The following is an 18,120-nucleotide window of genomic DNA, read 5'->3' as shown; positions in this document are numbered from 1 at the left end:
GAGTTAGTTTTTTATAATAAATTCATAAAATTACAGATTAAACCGAGGTTACCATGTTGGATAAAACACGTTTACGGATAGCAATGCAGAAATCAGGACGCTTGAGTGAAAACTCTCAAGAACTGCTGGCCCGCTGCGGTATTAAAATCAACCTGCAACAGCAACGTCTGATCGCCTTCGCAGAGAATATGCCGATCGATATCCTGCGCGTACGCGACGACGATATCCCAGGCCTAGTGATGGATGGCGTGGTCGATCTCGGCATCATTGGCGAGAACGTGCTGGAAGAAGAACTCCTCAATCGCCGCGCCCAAGGTGAAGATCCACGCTACTACATGTTACGCCGTCTGGACTTTGGTGGTTGTCGTCTTTCACTGGCCGCCCCGCTGGACAGTGAATATTCCGGTCCACAGAGCCTACAAAACGCACGTATTGCAACCTCTTACCCGCACCTGCTCAAGCAGTACCTTGATAAGCAAGGTGTTCGTTTTAAATCCTGCTTGCTGAACGGTTCAGTGGAAGTGGCACCTCGTGCGGGTTTGGCTGATGCCATCTGCGATCTGGTCTCTACCGGCGCAACCTTGGAAGCCAACGGCCTGCGGGAAGTCGAAGTGATTTACCGCTCCAAAGCCTGCCTGATCCAACGCGACGGTGAAATGCCGGAAGCTAAGCAGCAACTGATAGACCGCTTGATGACCCGTATCCAAGGGGTGATCCAGGCCCGTGAGTCCAAGTACATCATGCTGCACGCACCCAGCGAACGTCTGGACGAGATTATCGGGCTACTGCCAGGAGCGGAACGCCCAACTATTCTGCCACTGGCTGGTTCGCAGAATCGCGTCGCCATGCACATGGTCAGTAGTGAAACCCTGTTCTGGGAAACCATGGAAAAACTGAAGGCTCTGGGTGCCAGTTCTATCCTGGTTCTGCCAATCGAGAAGATGATGGAGTAACGCCATGCCTAGCTTCAATACCGTCGTCAATTGGGCCAGTTGCAGCGCCGAACAGCGTGCTGAACTGCTCATGCGTCCGGCAATCTCCGCTTCGGACAATATTACCCGCACGGTGCGCGAGATCCTCGACAACGTGAAAACCCAGGGTGACAGTGCCCTGCGTGAATACAGCGCCAAATTTGACAAGGCCGAGGTTGCCGCATTGCGCGTCACGGCCGAACAGATTGAACAGGCCTGCGCACGTTTAGGCGAAGAGATTAAGCAAGCCATGGCCGTTGCCGTTGCCAACGTGGAAACCTTCCACAATGCGCAAAAGTTACCACCCGTGGATGTGGAGACAATGCCAGGTGTGCGCTGCCAACAAGTCACGCGCCCGATTGATTCGGTTGGCCTGTATATCCCGGGTGGATCTGCGCCACTGTTCTCAACCGTATTGATGTTGGCTACGCCTGCACGCATTGCCGGTTGTCGCCGTGTGGTGCTGTGCTCTCCGCCACCCATCGCCGATGAAATTCTTTATGCCGCCAAGCTCTGTGGCGTAGAAGAAGTCTTTCAGGTTGGCGGCGCACAGGCGATTGCCGCCATGGCATTCGGTACAGACTCGGTGCCAAGAGTGGACAAAATTTTCGGGCCAGGCAACGCATTCGTTACCGAAGCCAAACGCCAAATCAGCCAACGACTTGATGGTGCAGCGATCGACATGCCCGCCGGCCCTTCCGAAGTATTGGTCATTGCCGATAGTGGTGCAAACCCGGCGTTTGTGGCGTCCGATCTGCTCTCTCAGGCCGAACATGGCCCAGACTCGCAGGTCATTCTGTTAACACCCGATGCCGTCATGGCAGAAGCAGTAGCGGTAGCGGTCGAACGGCAGTTGGCACAGTTACCTCGTGCAGAAACCGCTCGCCAAGCTCTGGCAAGCAGCCGATTGATCGTCGCGCAAGATTTGGCAGAGTGTGTAGCCATCAGCAACCAGTATGGTCCGGAACACCTGATCATCCAGACCCGCAATGCACGCCAACTGGTCGAGAGCGTCACCAGTGCTGGTTCAGTGTTCCTTGGCGACTGGTCACCTGAATCTGCCGGAGATTATGCCTCAGGCACCAACCACGTGCTTCCGACCTATGGCTATACTGCCACCTGTTCCAGCCTGGGTTTGGCGGATTTCCAAAAGCGTATGACAGTGCAGGAACTGACTCCACAAGGGTTTATGACTCTGGCACCCACCATTGAAATTCTGGCGGCCGCCGAACAGCTGATCGCCCACAAGAACGCCGTAACCTTACGTGTTGCCGCGCTGAAGGAGCAAGCATGAGCATTGAAGAATTAGCACGTAAAAACGTGCGCGAGCTGACGCCGTATCAGTCGGCACGGCGTTTAGGTGGCAAGGGTGACGTATGGTTGAATGCCAACGAATACCCGGTTGCCCCGGCGTTCCAACTGACCTCCCAGACTTTCAACCGCTATCCGGAGTGTCAGCCTGCACTGGTGATTGAGCGCTACGCCGCTTACGCCGGTGTCAATAAGGAGCAGGTACTCGTCAGCCGTGGTGCAGATGAGGGCATCGAATTACTGATCCGTGCCTTCTGTGAACCCGGCAAGGACGCCATTCTGTTCTGCCCGCCGACCTATGGCATGTACGCCGTCAGCGCCGAAACGTTCGGTGTGGAGCGCCGTACCGTTGCCGCCAAGCAGGATTGGCAGCTCGATTTACCGGCCATTGCCGCCAGCCTGGACAATGTAAAACTGATCTACGCCTGCAGCCCGAATAACCCAACGGGTAATCTGCTGGATCCTAATGACCTGCGTGCGCTGTTGGACATGGCCAAGGGTAAAGCGATCGTTGCCATTGACGAAGCCTATATCGAATTCTGCCCGCAAGCGTCGGTGGCTGGCTGGTTGAAAGATTATCCGCATCTGGTGGTATTGCGCACATTGTCGAAAGCCTTTGCGCTGGCGGGTCTGCGTTGCGGCTTTACGCTGGCTAATGAGGAAGTGATCACCCTGCTGCTGAAAGTGATCGCTCCTTATCCACTCTCTACCCCGGTTGCCGATATCGCCGCCCAAGCATTGAGCGATGAGGGGATCCGCGTTATGCGCCAGCGAGTAGCAGAGATCGCGGCAAATCGCAGTTGGCTGCAGCAGGCGTTACAGGGGTGTGCCTGTGTGGAAAAGGTCTTCAGCAGCGAAAGCAACTACCTGCTGGTACGCTTTTTCGCCTCGAGTACGGTATTTAAAACCCTATGGGACCAGGGAATTATCCTGAGAGACCAAAATAAACAGCCTAGCCTTTCCGGTTGCCTGCGTATCACCATAGGCACCCGTAATGAATGCCAGCGCGTCGTCGATGCCCTCAATACTTTACCCGGTGCATAGGAGCCCATGTGAGCCAGAAATTTCTTTTTATTGACCGTGACGGCACACTGATTGCTGAACCACCAGAAGATTTTCAAGTAGATCGCCTGGACAAACTGGCACTGGAGCCGGATGTGATCCCTGCCCTGCTGGCTTTACAGCAGGCGGGTTTCACTCTGGTGATGATCACCAATCAGGATGGCCTCGGCACCGCCAGCTTCCCGCAGGAAACTTTCGATCCTCCGCACAATCTGATGATGCAGATCCTCAGTTCGCAAGGGGTCAAATTCGAAGATATTCTGATCTGCCCGCACAAGCCGGAAGATAACTGCGAATGCCGTAAGCCGAAAATCGCGATGGTCAAAGGTTACTTGGCACCGGGCGTAATGGATGTTGCCAATTGCTATGTGATTGGCGATCGCCAGACCGATATTCAGCTAGCCAACAATATGGGCATCCAGGGTTTGCTCTATCAGCGCCAAACGCTAGGTTGGAAAACAATTACCGATCAGTTGACCAAACGCGATCGTCACGCGCACGTAAACCGCGTCACCAAAGAGACACAGATTGACGTGAATGTCTGGCTAGATCGCGAAGGCGGCAGCAAGATCAAAACCGGCGTCGGTTTCTTCGATCATATGCTGGATCAGATCGCCACTCATGGCGGCTTTCGCATGGATATTCAGGTGAATGGGGATTTGTACATCGACGATCACCACACGGTGGAAGACACCGGGCTAGCACTGGGTGAAGCACTCAGCAAAGCGTTGGGTGACAAACGCGGTATTGCACGCTTCGGCTTCGTATTACCGATGGATGAATGCCTGGCGCGTTGTGCTCTGGACATCTCTGGACGCCCACACTTGGAATACAAGGCGGAATTCAACTATCAGCGCGTGGGCGACCTCAGCACTGAAATGGTCGAGCACTTCTTCCGCTCGCTCTCTTACTCAATGGCCTGCACCCTGCACCTGAAAACCAAAGGCAGAAACGATCATCACCGCGTCGAAAGCCTGTTCAAGGTGTTTGGTCGCACATTGCGCCAAGCCATCCGGGTCGAAGGCAACACACTGCCAAGCTCGAAAGGAGTGTTGTAATGAATGTGGTGATCCTGGATACCGGATGTGCCAACCTCGCTTCCGTTACCTATGCGGTTCAACGCTTAGGCTACCGGCCAGAAGTGAGCCGTGCCCCGGAGATCGTGCTGCGTGCCGATAAACTGTTTTTGCCCGGTGTCGGCACCGCGCAGGCGGCTATGGCGCAGTTGGAGCAGCGTGAACTGATCGACTTGATTAAAGCCTGTACCCAACCCGTGTTGGGCATTTGCCTAGGTATGCAATTACTGGCTGAAAGCAGCGAAGAAAGTGGCGGGATCAAAACGCTGGGGATGATTAATACGCCGGTAAAACAGATGACCAATTTGGGCCTGCCTTTGCCACACATGGGTTGGAACCAGATAACGTCTCATGCGGGTAACCACCTGTTCCGTGGCATCGAGGACGGTGCTTACTTCTACTTCGTTCATAGCTATGCAATGCCGATATGCACAAGCACCATCGCCCAGGCAGACTACGGCGAACCCTTCACCGCCGCCGTGCAAAAAGACAACTTCTTTGGCGTGCAGTTTCATCCCGAGCGTTCTGGCAGGGCTGGAGCTCAACTGTTGAAAAACTTTCTGGAGATGTAGGCAGCATGATTATTCCCGCTTTGGACTTGATTGACGGTAACGTTGTGCGCCTGCATCAGGGCGACTACGAACAAAAACGCGACTACGGTAACGATCCATTGCCGCGTTTGCAGGATTACCAGCAACAAGGCGCACAAGTCTTGCATCTAGTCGATCTTACCGGTGCCAAGGATCCGGCCGCACGACAGATCCCCTTGCTGCGCAAGTTATTGGCAGGCGTGAACGTCCCTGTTCAGGTTGGCGGCGGCATCCGCAATGAACAAGACGTTTCTGCTCTGTTGGAAGCCGGAGCAACCCGCGTGGTGATTGGTTCCACCGCCGTGAAACAGCCGGAAATAGTGCAAGAATGGTTTAAGCGCTACGGTGCCGATGCCATGGTGTTGGCACTGGATGTTCGTATAGATGCGGCTGGCAACAAGCACGTTGCCATCAGCGGCTGGCAAGAAAACTCGAATACCACGCTAGAACAGGTGGTTGAACAGCATCTACCTTTCGGCCTGAAACATGTCCTGTGCACCGATATTTCGCGTGATGGCACATTGTCTGGCTCCAACGTGGCATTGTATCGGGAAGTATGCCAGCGTTACCCACAGATCGCCTTCCAGGCGTCTGGCGGTATCGGTAATCTGGACGACATTGCCCAACTTCGCGGCAGTGGCGTTAACGGTGTGATCGTGGGACGTGCCCTGCTGGAGAATAAGTTCAGCGTCGAGGAGGCTATTGCATGCTGGCAAAACGGATAATTCCCTGTCTGGACGTAAAAGACGGGCAAGTGGTTAAAGGCGTGCAATTCCGCAACCATGAAATTATTGGCGATATCGTGCCATTGGCCCAGCGCTATGCACAGGAAGGTGCCGACGAGCTAGTGTTTTATGATATCACCGCATCTAGCGATGGCCGCGTGGTGGATAAAAGCTGGGTATCACGTGTAGCGGAGGTTATTGATATTCCGTTTTGTGTTGCTGGAGGGATTAAAAGTGCCGAAGACGCCAGCCAGATTCTCTCTTTCGGCGCAGACAAAATCTCTATCAATTCCCCGGCGCTGGCTGACCCGACGCTGATCAGCCGTTTGGCAGATCGTTTTGGTGTGCAGTGTATCGTGGTCGGGATTGACACCTGGTATGAAGAGGCAACGGGCAAATATCATGTCAACCAGTACACCGGGGATGAGAGCCGTACTCGGGTAACAGAATGGCAAACTCTCGATTGGGTACAGGAAGTGCAGAAGCGTGGTGCCGGTGAAATCGTGCTTAATATGATGAACCAAGACGGCGTACGCAATGGCTATGACTTGGAACAGCTCAAGCTGGTACGTGAAGTGTGCCAAGTGCCACTGATCGCCTCCGGCGGTGCTGGCACCATGGAGCACTTCCTGGACGCCTTCCGCGAAGCCAACGTAGACGGTGCACTGGCGGCTTCGGTATTCCATAAGCAAGTCATTAATATTGGTGAACTGAAAAGGTTCCTGACGGAGTTAGGTGTGGAGATTCGCGTGTGTTAACAGAAGAACAGAAAAACAAGCTGGACTGGGAAAAAACCGGCAATCTGCTGCCGGTAATCGTTCAACACGCCGTCTCTGGTGAAGTACTCATGCTGGGTTATATGGATCGCGAAGCCCTAGCCGTGACAGAACAGAGCGGCAAGGTGACGTTTTTCTCACGTACTAAGCAACGCCTGTGGACCAAAGGTGAAAGCTCGGGCAATGTCCTTAACGTGGTCAGCATTACGCCAGACTGTGATAACGATACCCTGCTGATCCTGGCCAAACCTGTCGGCCCTACCTGCCATTTGGGCAATAACAGTTGCTTCCACCCGGCAGCCAGCGATTGGGGCTTCCTGTATCAGCTAGAGCAATTACTGGCCGAGCGTAAAACCGCCAGCCCGGATAGCTCTTACACCGCCAAGCTGTATGCCAGCGGCACCAAGCGTATTGCGCAGAAGGTGGGTGAAGAAGGGGTTGAAACCGCCTTGGCCGCCACGGTAAACGACCGTGAAGAGTTGACCAACGAGGCTTCGGACCTGATTTACCACCTGTTGGTACTGCTACAGGATCAGGATCTAGACTTGAGCAAGGTGATTAGTCGCCTGCGCGAAAGGCATCAGAAGTAACTCTGCTTTTCAGGCAATAAAAAACCGCCGGGCGTTAACCTCGGCGGTTTTTTTATACCCTAGTGCTTATTCCATCCATTCAGTATGGAACACGCCTTCTTTATCGGTACGCTTGTAAGTGTGCGCACCGAAGTAGTCACGCTGAGCCTGGATCAGGTTGGCTGGCAGCACTGCCGAGCGGTAGCTGTCGTAGTAGGCAATCGCCGCAGAGAAGGTTGGCGTTGGAATACCGTTCTGCACCGCATAAGACACTACATCACGCAGGGCTTGCTGGTATTCATCGGCAATCTGCTTGAAGTAAGGTGCCAGCAGCAGGTTAGCAATATCGGCATTCTCAGCATAAGCATCGGTGATCTTCTGCAAGAACTGGGCACGGATAATACAACCAGCACGGAAAATCTTGGCAATTTCACCATAGTTCAGATCCCAGTTGTTCTCCTTAGAAGCAGCTTTTAACTGAGAGAACCCCTGCGCATAAGAAACGATTTTGCCCAGATACAGTGCGCGGCGCACTTTTTCCACAAACTCGGCTTTGTCACCGCTGAACGCAGCAACTTTAGGCCCGGTCAAAACTTTAGAAGCGGCAACACGCTGCTGTTTCAGAGAAGACAGATAACGCGCGAACACCGATTCGGTGATCAGCGAAAGGGGTTCACCCAGATCTAACGAACTCTGGCTGGTCCATTTGCCGGTGCCTTTATTAGCGGCTTCGTCCAGGATCACATCAACCAGATATTTACCCTCTTCGTCTTTCTTGGTGAAGATGTCTTTAGTGATGTCGATCAGGTAGCTATTCAGCTCACCCTTGTTCCATTCGGCAAAGGTTTCCGCCAACTGCTCGTTGCTGAGATTCAGCGCTTGCTTCAGCAAGGAGTAAGCTTCTGCGATCAGCTGCATGTCGCCGTATTCAATACCGTTGTGCACCATCTTCACATAGTGGCCAGCACCATCAGCACCGATATAGGCTACGCAAGGCTCACCTTCTGCCACTGCCGCAATTTTTTTCAGGATTGGGGCTACCAGCTCGTACGCTTCTTTCTGGCCGCCGGGCATGATAGAAGGCCCTTTCAGTGCCCCTTCTTCGCCACCGGAAACGCCGGTACCAATAAAGTTGAAGCCCTGAGCAGACAGTTCGCGGTTACGGCGAATGGTGTCCTGATAGTAAGTATTTCCCCCGTCGATCAGGATGTCGCCTTTTTCCAGATGCGGAGTCAAAGAGGCTATCGTCTTGTCTGTGGCTTCACCTGCTTTCACCATCAGCAAGATACGGCGCGGCTTTTCCAGTGATTCGACAAACTCTTCGACGGTATAATACGGAACCAGGTTTTTACCCGGATTTTCAGCAATAACCTCGTCAGTTTTGTCACCTGAACGGTTAAAGATGGAAACAGTATAACCACGACTTTCGATGTTCAATGCCAGATTGCGGCCCATCACCGCCATGCCGACAACGCCGATCTGTTGTTTGGACATTAGGAACTCCTGTCTGAGGATAACACCTGTATCACGGCTCACGGCCTACAGGTTTTTTTGATGTGGTGCACATGTTAACTCAGGATAGAGGCCACTGGATAGTGATTGGTGCGATAGAACAGGTTATGTCAAAATTTCATACACAACTGAGAAATCTTGTTCACACATAGTTAGACCATGGGCTGATAAACCTATTTCAGAATCCCCAGGAGCTTACTCAAGTAAGTGACTGGGGGGGAACGAGGGAAGCCAATACACATGCAACTTGAAGAATGAAGGGCATATAAAAATAAACACCTAGGATATTTATTAAGATACAGCCTAAAACAACAGTATTCGTAAAATACCTGAATGATTTTCAGTGGTTAACTCTGTTTATGAGGCTTTTTTAAAATATAGGGCATCTTTCCCAGCTCGCTTCTGTATTGAAGTAGCTCGCCTGCCTAAAGATGCCAGAATTGAGATTGAAGCTTCCTGGACACCGAACAGTACCAATGCTTCTGTGCGGCTATCTCATAATACCTCTTTTACCCTGGCTTAAAGGAAAAATGGTTCCAACCTCCTAACCATCAAGGCAGAGAGTCATGAATATGGCATGCCTATGTTCAAAATTTCTACCTTGATAACGGTTTCTGGGGACGTTGGAAGCATAACGGTTCATTAAGCAACATGACCTGTGCATCAGTTATCGGCTATATCCTCGTGGATTATTTTTCTGCCAATTCCAAGTATCACGCATCATCACGTCTAGATCGCGTTTTGCACGCCAGCCTAACTTTTCTGCAGCCAATGCAGGGTTTGACCAGTACTCAGCAATATCACCAGCGCGACGGGGAACTATCTGATAAGCAACTTGGCACCCAGATACTTTCTCGAATGCGTGCAAAATATCCAACACCGAGTATCCCTTCCCTGTTCCAAGGTTATAAACCACAAAGCCTTTTTGGTCGTTAATGTGATCAATGGCTTTCAAGTGCCCTTCGGCCAGATCCATCACGTGGATATAGTCTCGAATACCGGTGCCATCGGGAGTTGGGTAGTCATTACCAAAAACCGATAACTTATCTAACTTACCAATCGCAACTTGCGAGATGTATGGTACTAGGTTGTTTGGAATACCATTGGGGTCTTCGCCAATCCGGCCGGACTCATGTGCCCCTACCGGATTAAAATAGCGTAGTGCGGTGATAGAAAATGCAGGTTCGGCCTTGGCGAAATCTTGCAGTATCTGTTCAACCATTAATTTGGAAGTACCGTAAGGGCTTGTCGTTCCACCAAGACGAGAAGTTTCAACCAGAGGGATCTGTTCTGGCGTGCCGTATACCGTTGCGGAAGAACTGAAGATAAACTGATGTACCCCAGCTCGGCGCATTTCCTCCAACAGTACCAACGTGCCGGTAACATTATTCTGGTAATACTCAAGCGGTTTACGGGTTGACTCCCCTACAGCTTTCAATCCGGCAAAGTGGATCACTGCGGTGATCTTGTGGCCTTGAAAAATACGGTTCAAGCATTCAGCATCTTGGACATCTCCTTGGTAGAAGATGGAAGTCTTATTCGTCAGCTGTTCCACTCGGTGCAGTGACTCCTCAGAAGAGTTCGAGAGGTTATCTAACACCACCACATCATCTCCCCGTTCGAGCAGGGCCAAAACCGTATGAGAACCAATATAACCGGCGCCACCGGTGACTAAAATTGCCATTATTACTCCTCAAAATGTCCTTGAACGTCGAAACTAATAAAACAGCAGTGACCTACACTATACCCAAAATAATTCGAGTTGCTTGTAGGCGGCAAGACCGCGAGTCGCCAAGAGCATAGCCCACTATGTGACGGGTGCGAACGGACGTCGCCAACACCCAAGCAACTTGAAGTATGACGGGTATATCTTTAAATTTTTTGCTGAGTAGCTTGTTTTGTCAGATAAAAGTCAGGTATTCAAGGGAAGTTATTTTGCTCTCGACAAAAATAGTGTTGATTTGCGCAAAACCCAAAACAGCGTTGAGTGCTATGTTCATGCTCTTCAGTTTCTGACCTGTCATTGTACCTCTACAAATGTAACCCCTCTGCCCACTCACGAAATACTTTTCCCTGGGTTGGGTGCCGCAAAGCATAGGTCACAAAGGCTCGTAAGTAGCCCAACTTTTCGCCGCAGTTAAACGATTCGCCAACCAACTCCATCGCCTCTACCGATGTCTGTTTTAGCAGTTCGGCAATCGCATCAGTTAATTGAATCCGTCCCCACGCGCCTGGTTCAGTTTTTTCCAGAATTGGCCAAATATCTCTAGAAAGCACATAACGACCAACCGCAGAATAATTTGATTTAAGTTGCACTTCTCTGCTCGGCTTCTCAATTATTGATGTCATACGCGAACTTTCCCCTGGTTGCAGGGTATTAGTTTCACACTCTACCACCGAGTAGTCATATAACACCTTATCATCAGCAGGTTGCACCAATACCTGGCTTACACCGTTTTCTTCAAAACGGGCTATCATATGTGCCAGGTTATCCTTCTTAAGATCCGCTTTGGCATCATCCAGCAACACATCCGGCAACACCACCACAAAAGGTGATTCCCCCACCAAAGGTTTGGCACAGAGTACTGCATGCCCTAATCCTTTAGGTTGCCCCTGGCGAATGTGCATCAGGGTGACACCTTTAGGCGTAATGGTCTGCACTTCATCTAGTAGCTGGCGTTTAACGCGTGCTTCGAGCATCGCCTCAAGCTCATAGGAAGTGTCAAAATGGTTTTCGATTGCATTCTTGGAAGAATGGGTAACGAGAATAATTTCTTTAATCCCAGCAGCGACACACTCATTTACAATGTATTGGATCAGCGGCTTATCGACGATCGGCAGCATTTCTTTTGGGATCGCCTTAGTGGCTGGCAGCATACGCATACCCAAACCTGCAACGGGGATAACCGCCTTCAACGTCTTCATCATGATAATCCTCTTAAATATTGTGCTCGTATCTGGGGCTTTATCTCCAGAAAGGGACTGGATAGCGCCGAGAGTACATGACATCTCGCCGTAACTGTAGAGAAAGAGTCTCTTCCCCTGTGGGTTTCCATGCCAGTATAAGAATTTGATTTATAATATATTCCAAAGCTACTTTCAGCGAGCCTGAAGGATGAACCCCATCGATAATGAGGGTGATACATCAATTTTAACGGCACCTAAGTGCCAAAATATGAGCATGCAAACCCAAAAATAAAGGGCGTATAAATGAAAGTATCTACTCTTATTATCAACTTGGCAAAAAACACCGCTTGCTTGATGGCGTTGATCGTAACCGCAATCGTGCCTTGAACCTATGCCTGCCACCATGAAGCTGCAGCGAATATATGTTATCCCACTTGCTCATGCTAATTTGGAGTTGAATTCCCCTCTATCAGACTCCATCATTCTCACTGCGGCATAAGCCGCAAAACTTAAAGGTGAAATTGGGCATATGGAATGGATCGCAGATCCGACAATTTGGGCCGGCTTGGCCACCCTGGTTGTACTGGAAATAGTTCTGGGGATAGACAATCTTATTTTTATCGCCATTCTAGCGGAAAAATTACCAAAAAAACAAAGAGATAAAGCAAGAATTATTGGTCTACTGCTGGCACTGTTGATGCGCTTGGCATTACTAGCATCAATATCTTGGCTTGCTACGCTAACCACACCATTATTTACCGCTGTTGGTCGCTCTTTTAGTGTTCGTGATCTGATCATGTTAGTCGGCGGTACCTTCCTGCTGCTTAAAGCAACCATGGAGTTGAATGAACGGCTGGAAGGCAAAGATGAAGAGCTGCATGGCTCACGCAAAGGCGCTCGCTTCTGGCCCGTTGTTGCGCAAATCGTGGTGTTGGATGCCGTGTTCTCACTGGATTCAGTGATCACTGCGGTAGGTATGGTTGATCATCTTGCGGTGATGATGATTGCGGTCTGTATTGCTATCGGCCTGATGCTACTTGCCAGCAAACCACTCACACGCTTTGTCAATGCCCACCCGACTATTGTCATCCTTTGTCTAAGTTTCTTGCTGATGATAGGTTTCAGCCTTGTGGCAGAAGGTTTTGGTTACTCTATTCCGAAGGGCTATCTCTATGCAGCAATTGGTTTCTCGGTAATGATCGAGTCCTTAAACCAACTTGCGCAATTCAATCGCCGCCGTTTCCTTTCAAAAATGCGACCACTGCGTGAGCGTACGGCAGAAGCCGTATTACGTATGTTAAGTGGCAAACATGAAGAGGCGGAAATAGACAGCCATTCTGCGCAACAGCTGGTCGATAGCCACAATGAGAATGGCGAAATATTTAACCAGCAGGAACGCCACATGATTGAGCGTGTTCTGGGGATGGCACAGCGAACTGTCAGCAGTATCATGACCTCACGCCATGACGTTGAGTACCTTGAGCTTAACGATCCGCAAGAAAAACTGACCCAGTTATTAGAGAAAAACCAGCATACACGCATTGTCGTCACGGAAGATGACGCCAGTAACGAACCACTAGGAGTGATCCACACGATTGATGTTCTGAAACAACAGCTGCAGCAATCGCAGCTGGATTTACGTGCTCTGGTGCGTCAACCGCTGATCTTCCCAGAACAGTTGACGCTGCTATCAGCACTGGAACAGTTCCGCCAGGCGAAGACTCATTTTGCTTTCGTGGTTGATGAATTCGGTTCAGTAGAAGGCGTAGTGACTTTAACTGACGTGATGGAAACTATCGCTGGCAACCTGCCAGAGGCTGAAGAAGAGATCGATGCTCGCCACGATATTCAACAAACCACAGACGGTTGCTGGATCGCCAACGGCCACATGCCGCTAGAAGATCTGGTGCTGTATGTACCGATGCAGATTGAGGAAAAACGTGAGTATCATACGCTGGCAGGCTTGTTAATGGAGCACTGCCAACGTATTCCACGTGAAGGTGAGCAACTGAAGATTGGTGACTACCTATTCGAACCATTGGAAATCAGCAGCCACCGAATAGTGAAAGTGAAAATCACACTGTTAGTGGTGCCGGACGAAGACGAAGAGGTTTAAGTTAGCATCGGGCATCCAAGAAGGATGCCCGATGTTGTTCATCGATGTATTGGCACTAGCAATTCGGTGGCAACGATCACCACAATCAAACCAACAAGAACCGGCACAGATGTGCGTTTCACCACTTCGAATGGAGAGATTTTCGCCATACCGGAAACCGCCACCACTACGCCAGAAACAGGAGAAAGCGTTCGGCCCAGGTTAGAAGCTTGCAGCATTGGAATAGCCAGGTAAGCGGGGTTAATCCCCATCTGTGCCGCAAGTTTCGGGATCAGTTCAACAAACGCATAAAACGGTGCGTTACCTGAGCCGGTTGTCATCGCTGCCAGCATAGTGATCACTACCAGCACCAGCATCATCACAATACCGCCAGTACCAAAGGACTGCGCCAAGCCGATCAGGCCGCTTATAAAGCCAACGGTACTCAGCCCTTGGGCAAAAACACCCGCAGCAACCAACAGCATGACTACGCTGGCAAAGGCATCAGCCATACCACGGTAAGCCACTTCCAGGCCACTAAACACCGTTTTCGCATTGAAACTGCGGATAAACTCTATAACCGCAGTGAAGAACATGCAAATCACCAGCACGGTAATAATGTGCAACTCAGGGCCCCATTTGCCATCAAATACCAACACCCCCAGAATGGGGGTAAAAGGCAGGATCGCGTAGAAACCGGGAGCATGGGTGGTGATTTCGCTGACATCCATAATATGATGCTGTTCGTTGTTTTTTCTGTCGAGATAGCGTTGCCAGAAGAAGTGTGCGATCGCCATGCAGATAATGGCAGCGATTGAAATAGGTAACGATGTTTTGAAAGCAAAATCAACCAACGGCATTTCAGACGCCTTCGCCGCCAACACCACATCGCCCGAAGTTGGCGAAAGGATGACTGCCGCCGGTGAAGCACAGATAGCTGCGGCGGCTCCACGGCTGATACCCACATTGACCATCAGCGGGAATAGGGTCGCCATCAGTAACACACCCAGTCCCGTTGCAGAAGACACGGCCAATGACATCAGGCAGGCGACGAAATAGGCCGCTATCATCAGTAAATAAGGGGAGTTGATCATTTGCAACGGGCGGGAAGCCAACTTCACCACCACATCATTGGCACCGATGTGCGTCATATAAGCAGCAAAACCGCACAGCATCATAATCATCATGCCAAGATCGCCGCCGCGGCTCATCAGCAGAATTTTGACATACTCGACGATATCAGTCGCTCGCCACCCGGTCGAAGTCGCGCTGGCAGGCAACACATTTTTGCCCATTAATGCGCTGATTGCCAACAGGAGAAGGCCACCAACCATCAGTACTCCTATCGCGGAGTAACCTTTAATAATATAGCGGCCTACACCAACAGCCACTACAGCACCAATCAGGAGTTCTAGCATAATACCTCGGCTTAGAGCCTACCACATCAGGGTTATTTCACCTGCCATTTTGGTCTAGAACAACAGCGTATGTGCTGAAGTGTCCAAACTGGCCATAAGGGAAGGCTAGTAATTATATTATTTCTGCACAGCGCTTGTAGCCACTGAATAACGCCACACTCTGCCGAAAATCATTATAGGATAGTATGACATTCATCAAGAATGCGGGAGGAAAACATCAAGAAATACACCAGTGGAACAGACTTGCTGGTTTTGTATACTTTATCTTTTATGAAGTATATCGCAAAGGTTGATGTTACCTGTTTCTTAATTGTACGCTCACACCACTTATGGCCATGTGAGCGCAGAGAAAAAACGTGAATCACACGACTTGGCATGCCCAACAGTGACGAACGAGGCGGTAAAACACTCAACATTTGCCCTAAGAGTCGAGCCCAAAAACAGCTACCTCGCCAAGCTTGAGCAAAGGGCACTTCCCGCAAGTGCTGTCCACCTTAGAGCATAAGACGTTGACTTAACAATACTATCAAACAAGGATTACAACCTGTCGAGAAATTTCTTCAAACCCCGCTCTTCACTGGAGGATTTATTTTTCTCAACCCAATTATTCAACGCCGCTTTGGCCCTATCTTCCAGTGCTTTACGCAATAGCTGTTCGACTTGCAGCTGATAATTGAGTTGTTTCCAAGGCCCATAAACACGTAGTGGGATCGGCATTTTACTCAACTGTGCAATCAGCTCATTGTTACCCTGCCAGCCACCGGTAACTAATACATTCAGTGTCACGTCACACTGTCTGCCTAATAAATCCACTGTACCGCCACCGGCCAAGCTCAAAAATGGCGATTCAGCAGCCAAGTCGCTAAGGGTGAGCGTTCCATTATGCAACCTGGCTTTGGCACTCATCTTTTTCACTTCGGTATAGCGCTGGTAGTTATCCTGGCCACTCACGCCACTGGTCGTTCGAGCCACTGCACGCTGAATGAGCTGCTGAATATTCAAACCATGAAGTTGAGCATTTTGCATGGTCAACTGTGCCATACCATGCCAATTTTTTTCAAAAGAAGACGCGGTAAACTGTTCCCCAATAAGGTCTCCCTGCATGCTGAAGGTACCGGTCATCGCCGTTGGGATATTGAAAGCTTTGAGCACATCCCCCAGTTCAATCTGCTGCAATACGGGTTGTAGCTTGATCACAGGTTTGTCAGCTCGTGTGTCCAACGAGCCTGGCAGAGCAAAATCACCACCAGCCAACTTTCCTGCTAGCGTGTTCACTGCCAATAATCCTTGCTGGTTTTTCGCTTTTAGCCGTAGTTGGCTAATGTTCATTGCCCGGTATGTAACCTGATCCGCCTTTAGGTTTATCTGCGCATCAAACTCACGCAATGCCTTAAGACTCTTCTGACTGTCTCCGTCCTGGTTAGCGATGACTGGCGCGGCTGCAACAGGCGATGATTGTGTTTTTTCATCTGAAGTGTCGGTATGCCAACCAGAGAGCAAATCCAGATTGAGTTGGGTAGCGGTCAAATCCAGCGTATAGAAAGGAATAGAACCAAATTGTGCATCGATGCTTCCTGTAAATTGGCTGCCATTGGCGCTGAACATCAGTGGGTTAAAAACGATTTTATTCGGCGACTGTTGATAAACAACCTGCATACTCCCCTCACCTTTGATCCCCCCTGCGATGATATCCGCCCCTTCCAATTGGTAGTCGAACTGGGTCACTTTTGCGTTGATTTGACGCGGATACTGCAGCAAATCAAGATCGGCTGCCAGAGTGATCGTTAGGTCGCGCTGATCGCGATTAACTCGGCTCGAAAACTCCATCTTCGCCTGGTGGTTGCCGTTACTCTGCAAGGTAAAGTTGATATCACGAACGTTAATCTGCTCGTTGTTCGCCCGCTGCCAAATCAGCAAGCTGTCCGCTACTTGCAGATTATCAATATCAAACTTCCATAGTGATTCCGAATTATCATCAACCTGGTGACCACCAGGGGCAATAGGGGCCTCTGGTTGACTTTGTTGTTCGCTATCGGCGGTCAGGCGGATCACGGCATTTTTCAGCATGACCTGCTTCACAAAGAGTTGATGAGAGAGTAGTGGTAACAATTTGACATCAAGGCGCATATTATCAGCACTGATCACCGGGGCCTTTGCCCCTGGCGCAGTCAGTGTCACCCGCCCAGCCAAAACGCTAAGCTGCGGCCAGACATGCCAACGAAGGTCGTCTTCCAGCGTCAGTTGATAACCGCTACGCTGCTCAACCTTCTTGACCATGTAAGCGCGGAAATCGTTCGGATTGACCAACAGCACCAACGCAGCCATACCCGCCACCAGTACCACCAGCAAAATTGCCAAAGTCGTCAGTAGTCTTCTCATGCCATCCTCTTATCAGCACCCGTGGGTTTACTTCCTTCTTGCCTGATACGCTTTTGCCTGTGTGGTCGCCACCTAGCAAAGTCAGTAGCTGCGGCCGAACTGCATGTTGAAGCAATTCGGGTAGCAATCCGGTGCTGTTAATCCTTATCTATACGGCTGGCCACTGCCCCTTGCTGATCTTTATACTTTGCGTCCTGACGGCTGTTGTAAGGCCGTGCAGCTGGCCCTGAAAGGGGTTCAAAACTCAAGGCACCAATCAGCATACCCGGGCGCAACGCCAATGGCAGTTTACCTGAATTATAAAACTCCAACACAATTCTGCCTTTCCAACCGGGATCAATACGATGCGCAGTAACATGCACCATCAGCCCTAAACGCGCCAAAGAAGAACGGCCATCAAGCCAACCGACCAGATCGTTTGGCAGTGTTACCGACTCTAGCGTCACTGCCAACGCCAACTCTCCCGGATGCAGGAAAAAAGCTTCGCCTTCTGGTAACACAATCTCATCACTCATCACACGGTCAAGAGCCGCCCCTACTTCATCTTTTGGGCCACTCAAGTCGATATAAGCAGCCGTGTGGCCACGAAAAACTCGAAACTGGTTGCCTAAACGAACATCTACTGTGGCCCCGCTTATGCGTTCAATAGGCGGACGAGGCGAAATTACCAGTTTTTCGTTGTCCAACCAGGCTTCAATATCACGATCACACAGTCTCATTAGGTTATCT

Annotated in this window: 15 protein-coding genes and 1 pseudogene; 10 read left to right on the top strand and 6 right to left on the bottom strand. The window is 50.4% G+C overall.

Annotated elements, in window-relative coordinates; all coding sequences use genetic code 11:
* Positions 1 to 53 precede the first annotated feature (53 nt).
* The 8 genes from hisG to hisIE are packed head-to-tail and all read left to right on the top strand — an operon-like array spanning position 54 to position 7,101.
* A complete protein-coding gene (hisG, locus tag OK023_RS05575) occupies positions 54 to 953 on the top strand; it encodes an ATP phosphoribosyltransferase (RefSeq protein WP_317695713.1) in 900 nt (299 codons plus the stop codon).
* Between the two features lie 4 nt (positions 954 to 957).
* Entirely contained in the window at positions 958 to 2,265 is a 1,308-nt protein-coding gene (hisD, locus tag OK023_RS05570; protein WP_317695711.1) for a histidinol dehydrogenase, read from the top strand.
* Complete coding sequence (hisC, locus tag OK023_RS05565; protein WP_317695709.1) at positions 2,262 to 3,326, top strand: histidinol-phosphate transaminase; 1,065 nt, start codon at positions 2,262 to 2,264, stop codon at positions 3,324 to 3,326. Before hisD ends, hisC begins: the two co-directional genes overlap by 4 nt.
* Before the next feature lie 8 nt (positions 3,327 to 3,334).
* Complete coding sequence (hisB, locus tag OK023_RS05560; RefSeq protein WP_317695707.1) at positions 3,335 to 4,402, top strand: bifunctional histidinol-phosphatase/imidazoleglycerol-phosphate dehydratase HisB; 1,068 nt, start codon at positions 3,335 to 3,337, stop codon at positions 4,400 to 4,402.
* Positions 4,402 to 4,992 (top strand): imidazole glycerol phosphate synthase subunit HisH, encoded by a 591-nt coding sequence (gene hisH, locus OK023_RS05555; protein ID WP_317695705.1) that lies wholly within the window; start codon positions 4,402 to 4,404, stop codon positions 4,990 to 4,992. The genes hisB and hisH overlap by 1 nt, the downstream gene beginning before the upstream one ends.
* Before the next feature lie 5 nt (positions 4,993 to 4,997).
* Positions 4,998 to 5,735 (top strand): 1-(5-phosphoribosyl)-5-[(5-phosphoribosylamino)methylideneamino]imidazole-4-carboxamide isomerase, encoded by a 738-nt coding sequence (hisA, locus tag OK023_RS05550; RefSeq protein WP_317695703.1) that lies wholly within the window; start codon positions 4,998 to 5,000, stop codon positions 5,733 to 5,735.
* Entirely contained in the window at positions 5,717 to 6,493 is a 777-nt protein-coding gene (gene hisF / locus OK023_RS05545) for an imidazole glycerol phosphate synthase subunit HisF (protein ID WP_317695700.1), read from the top strand. The genes hisA and hisF overlap by 19 nt, the downstream gene beginning before the upstream one ends.
* Positions 6,487 to 7,101 (top strand): bifunctional phosphoribosyl-AMP cyclohydrolase/phosphoribosyl-ATP diphosphatase HisIE, encoded by a 615-nt coding sequence (gene hisIE, locus OK023_RS05540; RefSeq protein WP_317695697.1) that lies wholly within the window; start codon positions 6,487 to 6,489, stop codon positions 7,099 to 7,101. The genes hisF and hisIE overlap by 7 nt, the downstream gene beginning before the upstream one ends.
* A gap of 66 nt (positions 7,102 to 7,167) precedes the next feature.
* Here hisIE and gndA read toward each other — a convergent pair whose 3' ends face one another.
* The gene (gene gndA / locus OK023_RS05535) at positions 7,168 to 8,574 is read right to left on the bottom strand and encodes an NADP-dependent phosphogluconate dehydrogenase (protein WP_317695694.1); all 1,407 of its coding nucleotides are present in this window, start codon (positions 8,572 to 8,574) and stop codon (positions 7,168 to 7,170) included.
* 323 nt (positions 8,575 to 8,897) lie between these two features.
* Here gndA and OK023_RS05530 point away from each other — a divergent pair.
* A pseudogene (locus tag OK023_RS05530) lies at positions 8,898 to 9,115 on the top strand (Rid family hydrolase); the annotation flags it as partial.
* 144 nt (positions 9,116 to 9,259) lie between these two features.
* Here the strand turns inward: OK023_RS05530 and galE are convergent.
* Entirely contained in the window at positions 9,260 to 10,276 is a 1,017-nt protein-coding gene (gene galE, locus OK023_RS05525) for a UDP-glucose 4-epimerase GalE (RefSeq protein WP_317695692.1), read from the bottom strand.
* A 347-nt stretch (positions 10,277 to 10,623) separates the two neighbouring features.
* Entirely contained in the window at positions 10,624 to 11,517 is an 894-nt protein-coding gene (locus tag OK023_RS05520) for a sugar phosphate nucleotidyltransferase (protein ID WP_317697506.1), read from the bottom strand.
* Between the two features lie 511 nt (positions 11,518 to 12,028).
* Here OK023_RS05520 and OK023_RS05515 point away from each other — a divergent pair.
* Positions 12,029 to 13,615, top strand: coding sequence for a TerC family protein (locus tag OK023_RS05515; RefSeq protein ID WP_317695689.1), 1,587 nt, complete (start codon positions 12,029 to 12,031; stop codon positions 13,613 to 13,615).
* Between the two features lie 38 nt (positions 13,616 to 13,653).
* Here the strand turns inward: OK023_RS05515 and dcuC are convergent, their stop codons facing one another.
* From dcuC to dcd, 3 genes are all read right to left on the bottom strand, one after another.
* Positions 13,654 to 15,012, bottom strand: coding sequence for an anaerobic C4-dicarboxylate transporter DcuC (gene dcuC / locus OK023_RS05510; protein ID WP_317695687.1), 1,359 nt, complete (start codon positions 15,010 to 15,012; stop codon positions 13,654 to 13,656).
* 537 nt (positions 15,013 to 15,549) lie between these two features.
* Positions 15,550 to 17,391, bottom strand: a complete 1,842-nt coding sequence (asmA, locus tag OK023_RS05505) for an outer membrane assembly protein AsmA (protein ID WP_317695684.1) — start codon at positions 17,389 to 17,391, stop codon at positions 15,550 to 15,552.
* 137 nt (positions 17,392 to 17,528) lie between these two features.
* On the bottom strand, positions 17,529 to 18,110 hold the full coding sequence (gene dcd / locus OK023_RS05500) for a dCTP deaminase (RefSeq protein WP_317695682.1): 582 nt from the start codon (positions 18,108 to 18,110) through the stop codon (positions 17,529 to 17,531).
* Positions 18,111 to 18,120 lie beyond the last annotated feature (10 nt).

This window comes from Serratia sp. UGAL515B_01 (genome assembly GCF_033095805.1).
GTDB lineage: Bacteria > Pseudomonadota > Gammaproteobacteria > Enterobacterales > Enterobacteriaceae > Chania.
Note: the sequence above shows the minus strand (reverse complement) of the source record. Positions and strands in the feature narration are given on the sequence as shown.

Bases quoted from the DNA above. Each gene is read 5' to 3' on its own strand.
- hisA (WP_317695703.1), top strand. From the start codon at position 4,998: ATGATTATTCCCGCTTTGGACTTGATTGACGGTAACGTTGTGCGCCTG.
- hisG (WP_317695713.1), top strand. From the start codon at position 54: ATGTTGGATAAAACACGTTTACGGATAGCAATGCAGAAATCAGGACGC.
- gndA (WP_317695694.1), bottom strand. From the start codon at position 8,574: ATGTCCAAACAACAGATCGGCGTTGTCGGCATGGCGGTGATGGGCCGC.
- hisH (WP_317695705.1), top strand. From the start codon at position 4,402: ATGAATGTGGTGATCCTGGATACCGGATGTGCCAACCTCGCTTCCGTT.
- dcd (WP_317695682.1), bottom strand. From the start codon at position 18,110: ATGAGACTGTGTGATCGTGATATTGAAGCCTGGTTGGACAACGAAAAA.
- dcuC (WP_317695687.1), bottom strand. From the start codon at position 15,012: ATGCTAGAACTCCTGATTGGTGCTGTAGTGGCTGTTGGTGTAGGCCGC.
- hisC (WP_317695709.1), top strand. From the start codon at position 2,262: ATGAGCATTGAAGAATTAGCACGTAAAAACGTGCGCGAGCTGACGCCG.
- asmA (WP_317695684.1), bottom strand. From the start codon at position 17,391: ATGAGAAGACTACTGACGACTTTGGCAATTTTGCTGGTGGTACTGGTG.
- OK023_RS05515 (WP_317695689.1), top strand. From the start codon at position 12,029: ATGGAATGGATCGCAGATCCGACAATTTGGGCCGGCTTGGCCACCCTG.
- hisF (WP_317695700.1), top strand. From the start codon at position 5,717: ATGCTGGCAAAACGGATAATTCCCTGTCTGGACGTAAAAGACGGGCAA.
- hisD (WP_317695711.1), top strand. From the start codon at position 958: ATGCCTAGCTTCAATACCGTCGTCAATTGGGCCAGTTGCAGCGCCGAA.
- OK023_RS05520 (WP_317697506.1), bottom strand. From the start codon at position 11,517: ATGAAGACGTTGAAGGCGGTTATCCCCGTTGCAGGTTTGGGTATGCGT.
- galE (WP_317695692.1), bottom strand. From the start codon at position 10,276: ATGGCAATTTTAGTCACCGGTGGCGCCGGTTATATTGGTTCTCATACG.